This is a genomic window from Pseudoalteromonas sp. TB51, from assembly GCF_000498055.1.
In the GTDB taxonomy this organism is placed as follows: Bacteria; Pseudomonadota; Gammaproteobacteria; order Enterobacterales; family Alteromonadaceae; genus Pseudoalteromonas; species Pseudoalteromonas atlantica.
Genome location: NZ_AUTO01000355.1, coordinates 1 through 4,093, shown reverse-complemented (window position 1 = coordinate 4,093; position 4,093 = coordinate 1). Strand labels below are relative to the sequence as shown.

The window sequence follows — 4,093 nt, the reverse complement described above, 5'->3', positions numbered from 1 at the left end:
CGCCCGCCGGTGAGCTATTTTATCATCGCGTAGGGGCTATTATAGAAGCCTTGCACGATGCAGAGCACAGCATTGGCGCACGAAGCTCTTCGGTGAGCGGGTTATTACGTGTGACTATGCCACCGTGGGTGTTTTCAAAGTATGTTATGCCTAAGTTGACCGAGTTTGAAACCCAATACCCGCAACTAAAGCTCGACTTTTTAATTACTGATCATTTTGTCAATGTGGTCGATGATGCACAAGATGTGGCAATTAGAGTAGGGCAATTAACCGATTCTGGCCTGCTCTCTCGTAAAATTGTCAACAACTCCCGTATTTTATGTGCAGCGCCAAGTTATATAAAAAAGCATGGTATGCCTTGTACACTAAGCGAACTGAGCACGCACTATTGGGTGTGTTTACCCTGGCAAAGGCAGTTAAAACTGTATGATGAAAATAATAAAATACACACCTTTAATGCCAAAACGCGCTTTACTATTTCTAATTCCGATAACATGACGCAAGCAGCCCTTGCCGGACATGGCATAGCTATTAAATCTAAAATTGCGATTAACGATGAGCTAAGTGCCGGAAACTTAGTAGAGGTGATGCCCAATGTAATGGCCCAAAGCGACGCGCCGGTGTGGTTTTTACGGCCTCAAAATAGCTTAACAACCCGTAAAACCGAGGTGTTTTATGAGTTTATGAAGTCTTTATTTGCCAGCTATGAATAAGCGGTAATACCCGCGCTTAATAATGAATAAGGTTACAAAGCCAATAAACTCAGCAAAAATAGCAATAATAATGGCGCTGACAAGCGCTGCTATTATGGAGTCTTTTTTTAGCACTATTTGCCCTTCAAAGCGTTGCCATACTTGCTTTTTAATAGTGAGAAAGTCGCTGGTTAAAGTAAATAAATAGGGCGATTGGTTAAAGTTACTAACTGCCACTTGTAAAGAGTGCTGGCGATTATTGAGGCTTTTAATATGGGTAGCCCCTTTACCAACAATATCATCACCAATATTTTCATAGTGGGCAATTAACTTGTTTAAATCGTTGTTAAAGTAGTTTTGAGCATCTTTTTTAAACGGGGCTAGTGCGTTATTCGCTTCAATTAAATGTGCATCTAAAGCGTGCCCAAAGTCGCTTACAAAGGCCGGTATTTGTACCCCTAATAGTAAACCTGCTGCAAAAAAACTGAGCCTTATGTAATCTAATAATTTACTCATTTGATCTCCTGTTTACTCAAAACCCACCTAAACAACGCTAAATTAACATTTGCGCTTGTTTTTATGCCAAAAACTCGTAATCTATCGGTAATAAAAATAACAATAGGCCTATGTTAAGGATGACTACCAAAGTAAATATGACATCAACGTTTGTTGATATCACTAAGCAGTTAAAACGCTTTGTGTCGCGTATTGTACAGCCCGATGACGTAGAAGACATTGTGCAAGAAACCTTTATTAAAAGCTACGAAGCTGATTTAAAACAAGATATTCAGTTTAGACGCAGTTACATGCTTAAAACTGCAAAGCACTTAGCGCTTAATCATATAGCCAAGTGGGATAACAAGTTTAATGACTCGTTAGAGCACGACGCAGAATTACCCCCGCTGCTTAAATCCTCACAACTTGAGGATGAATACACCTCAAAAGAGCGTTTTTTACTTTTTTGCAGAGCAACGGATCAACTAAATTCTTCTATCCGTAAATGCTTTATATTTAAAAAAGTGTACGGTATGAGCCAAAAAGAAATCGCCCAGCACATGCAATTAAGTGAAAGCACAGTAGAAAAACACATCGCCAAAGGTTTATTACAAACCATGTTATACATGAAAGAACATGAACAAAATCATAACCAATCTGCGGCGCATAATTCTGCTTGTAATTCGGCTCTATCAATTGAGAGGGCAGCGAAATGAGTAATGTTCATCAATTTACATCAAAAGATTTAATTTTAGAAAAAGCCTGCCAATGGATCAGCGCAATTGATAGGGGCTTAAGCGAAATTGAAAAAGAGCAATTTAAGCTGTGGATGATGCAAAGTACCGCCCATCAAGATGCCGTCTACGAACTTGCGCAGCTATGGGATGAATTGGCCGTATTAAACGAGTTAAGCAGTTTATTTCCGCATAGAAGTGTAAAACAACCCCAGAAAAAAAGATGGGCGTTTTCTAGTGCCATTGCCGCGAGCTTATTTGCAGCATTAATGGTGTGTAGTTACTTATTAATTAACCTTGAAAACGGCTACAACGAAGAGCTGGCTAAAATAAATTACACCAAAATTTATACAACGAAGGTGGGCGAACAAGCCACGTATGTTTTACCCGACGGCACCATAGTGCAATTAAACACGAATAGCCTATTAGAGGTAGCTTATAGCAAAGGGCGTCGTCAGTTATTACTGAGTAAGGGGGAAGGGCGTTTTAATGTAGCAAAAGATGCATCGCGCCCATTTAGTGTGATGGCTGGCGATAAGAGCTTTACGGCACTTGGTACTGTATTTAATGTACAGCGCAATACCTCTTCTGATTTAGAGCTGGTTGTAACCGAAGGGAAAGTGATGATCACCGACCCAAGTGTTGCGGTAAGTGCCAACGATTTTAAAGACTACCAACTGGCTGATAATAACGCTAAAAAAGTACGTAAAATCAATGCCAATATTGTTATTTCTGGCGAAAAAGCAATTATAGAGCAAAGCATTACTAAACCTATTACGCAGCTTTCTGTGGATGACGTACAGCGTGATTTAGCGTGGCAAAATGGCATGTTAATTTTTAATGGCGAGCATTTAAGCGATGCATTAAATGAAGTAAGCCGTTACACCTCTACGCGTTTTAAGCTTTCAAACGATGAGCTTGCCAGTATAAAAGTAGCGGGTGTATTTAAAGCTGGCGATGTTGAGGGGCTACTTGAGAGTTTACAGACTAACTTTGCAATTGAGCATGAGCGTTTAGGTGAACATATGGTGAGCCTAACACAGCAAACTAAATCATAAGAAATGTTATGCATATCAAACAAATGTTAGGTGAAGTTGCATCTTTAAATGTTATTAGTAAAAAAAAGTTTAAAAAAAAGATAAAAAACTATAGAGGAATTTTGTTTGTCAGCTGTTTATATAAATTGCGCAGTAACCAAACGCATTTATTTAGTGGTTTAAGTGTACTTGCTCCGGCTATTTTTAGCTTGAGTGTGCAAGGGGCAACACAGACCACTGGGCAAATGGTGCAATTTGATATACAAGCGCAGCGAGCAGACAAAGCCTTAATAGAATTTGCTAAACAAACAGAGCAAACCGTGGTGTTTTCTTATGAGTTGGCAAAAAATTACCAAGCAAATTCGGTTTATGGTTTTTATACCCAATTAGATGCACTGCAAGCATTATTAAGTGGGACTGAGCTCGATGCGGTTGTTGATCAAAATGGTTTACTGAGTATAAAACTCAAACAAATCAATAGGAAAGATAACAACATGATGAAGCTTTCAGGGGTTAGTGCAGCTGTATTACCAGCATTGCTTGCAGCAAATTCACACGGTGTGAATGCAGCAGAGGATGTTGCACAAGAGAAAATAGAAAAAATTGCTATTGTAGGTAGCCGCGTAGCAGGGCGCTCAGTAGAAGATTTACCCGTACCCGTTGATATTTTAAGTGCTGAAGCACTTGAAAACACAGGCCAAACCGAAGTTGGCCGTATGTTGCAATCTATTGCACCTTCATTTAACTTTTCAAGCTCGTCAATCAGTGACGGCACTGATGCCTTACGACCTGCAACACTGCGTGGTTTAGGGCCTGACCAAACACTTGTGCTTATTAATGGTAAGCGCCGCCATCAGGCAAGTATTATTCATATCAATACCTCAGTAGGGCGTGGTACCGCAGGTACCGATATGAATGCTATTCCAGCCTCAGCTATTAAACGTATAGAAGTTTTACGAGACGGCGCAGCAGCGCAATACGGCTCAGATGCAATTGCCGGTGTAATTAATATTGTACTAAAAGATGGTAGCGAAGGCGGCAAAGCAGCGGTTAATTACGGCCAATACTCAGAGGGTGATGGCGAAACAGTAAACGTTGATTTTAATAAAGGGTTTGCCCTAGGTGATAGCGGCTA

At 40.2% G+C, this 4,093-nt stretch carries 5 protein-coding genes; 4 read left to right on the top strand and 1 reads right to left on the bottom strand.

Translation table 11 applies throughout. From position 1 onward, the window contains the following. On the top strand, nucleotides 1-713 hold a 713-nt coding region (locus tag L650_RS0122835; protein ID WP_029774520.1), incomplete at its 5' end, for a substrate binding domain-containing protein. Here the strand turns inward: L650_RS0122835 and L650_RS0122830 are convergent. Next, nucleotides 693-1,208, bottom strand: a complete 516-nt coding sequence (locus tag L650_RS0122830) for a DUF2937 family protein (RefSeq protein WP_029774519.1) — start codon at nucleotides 1,206-1,208, stop codon at nucleotides 693-695. The two genes, L650_RS0122835 and L650_RS0122830, sit on opposite strands and share 21 nt — an antisense overlap. A gap of 119 nt (nucleotides 1,209-1,327) precedes the next feature. On the opposite strand from L650_RS0122830, the gene L650_RS0122825 reads away from it, so the two are divergent. The 3 genes from L650_RS0122825 to L650_RS0122815 all read left to right on the top strand — a co-directional run. Beyond that, nucleotides 1,328-1,903 (top strand): RNA polymerase sigma factor, encoded by a 576-nt coding sequence (locus L650_RS0122825; protein WP_004588915.1) that lies wholly within the window; start codon nucleotides 1,328-1,330, stop codon nucleotides 1,901-1,903. Next, nucleotides 1,900-2,979, top strand: a complete 1,080-nt coding sequence (locus tag L650_RS0122820; RefSeq protein WP_029774518.1) for a FecR family protein — start codon at nucleotides 1,900-1,902, stop codon at nucleotides 2,977-2,979. The genes L650_RS0122825 and L650_RS0122820 overlap by 4 nt, the downstream gene beginning before the upstream one ends. An 8-nt stretch (nucleotides 2,980-2,987) precedes the next feature. Continuing rightward, nucleotides 2,988-4,093: TonB-dependent receptor plug domain-containing protein (locus L650_RS0122815; RefSeq protein WP_164835585.1), on the top strand; the 1,106-nt coding region annotated here is incomplete at its 3' end.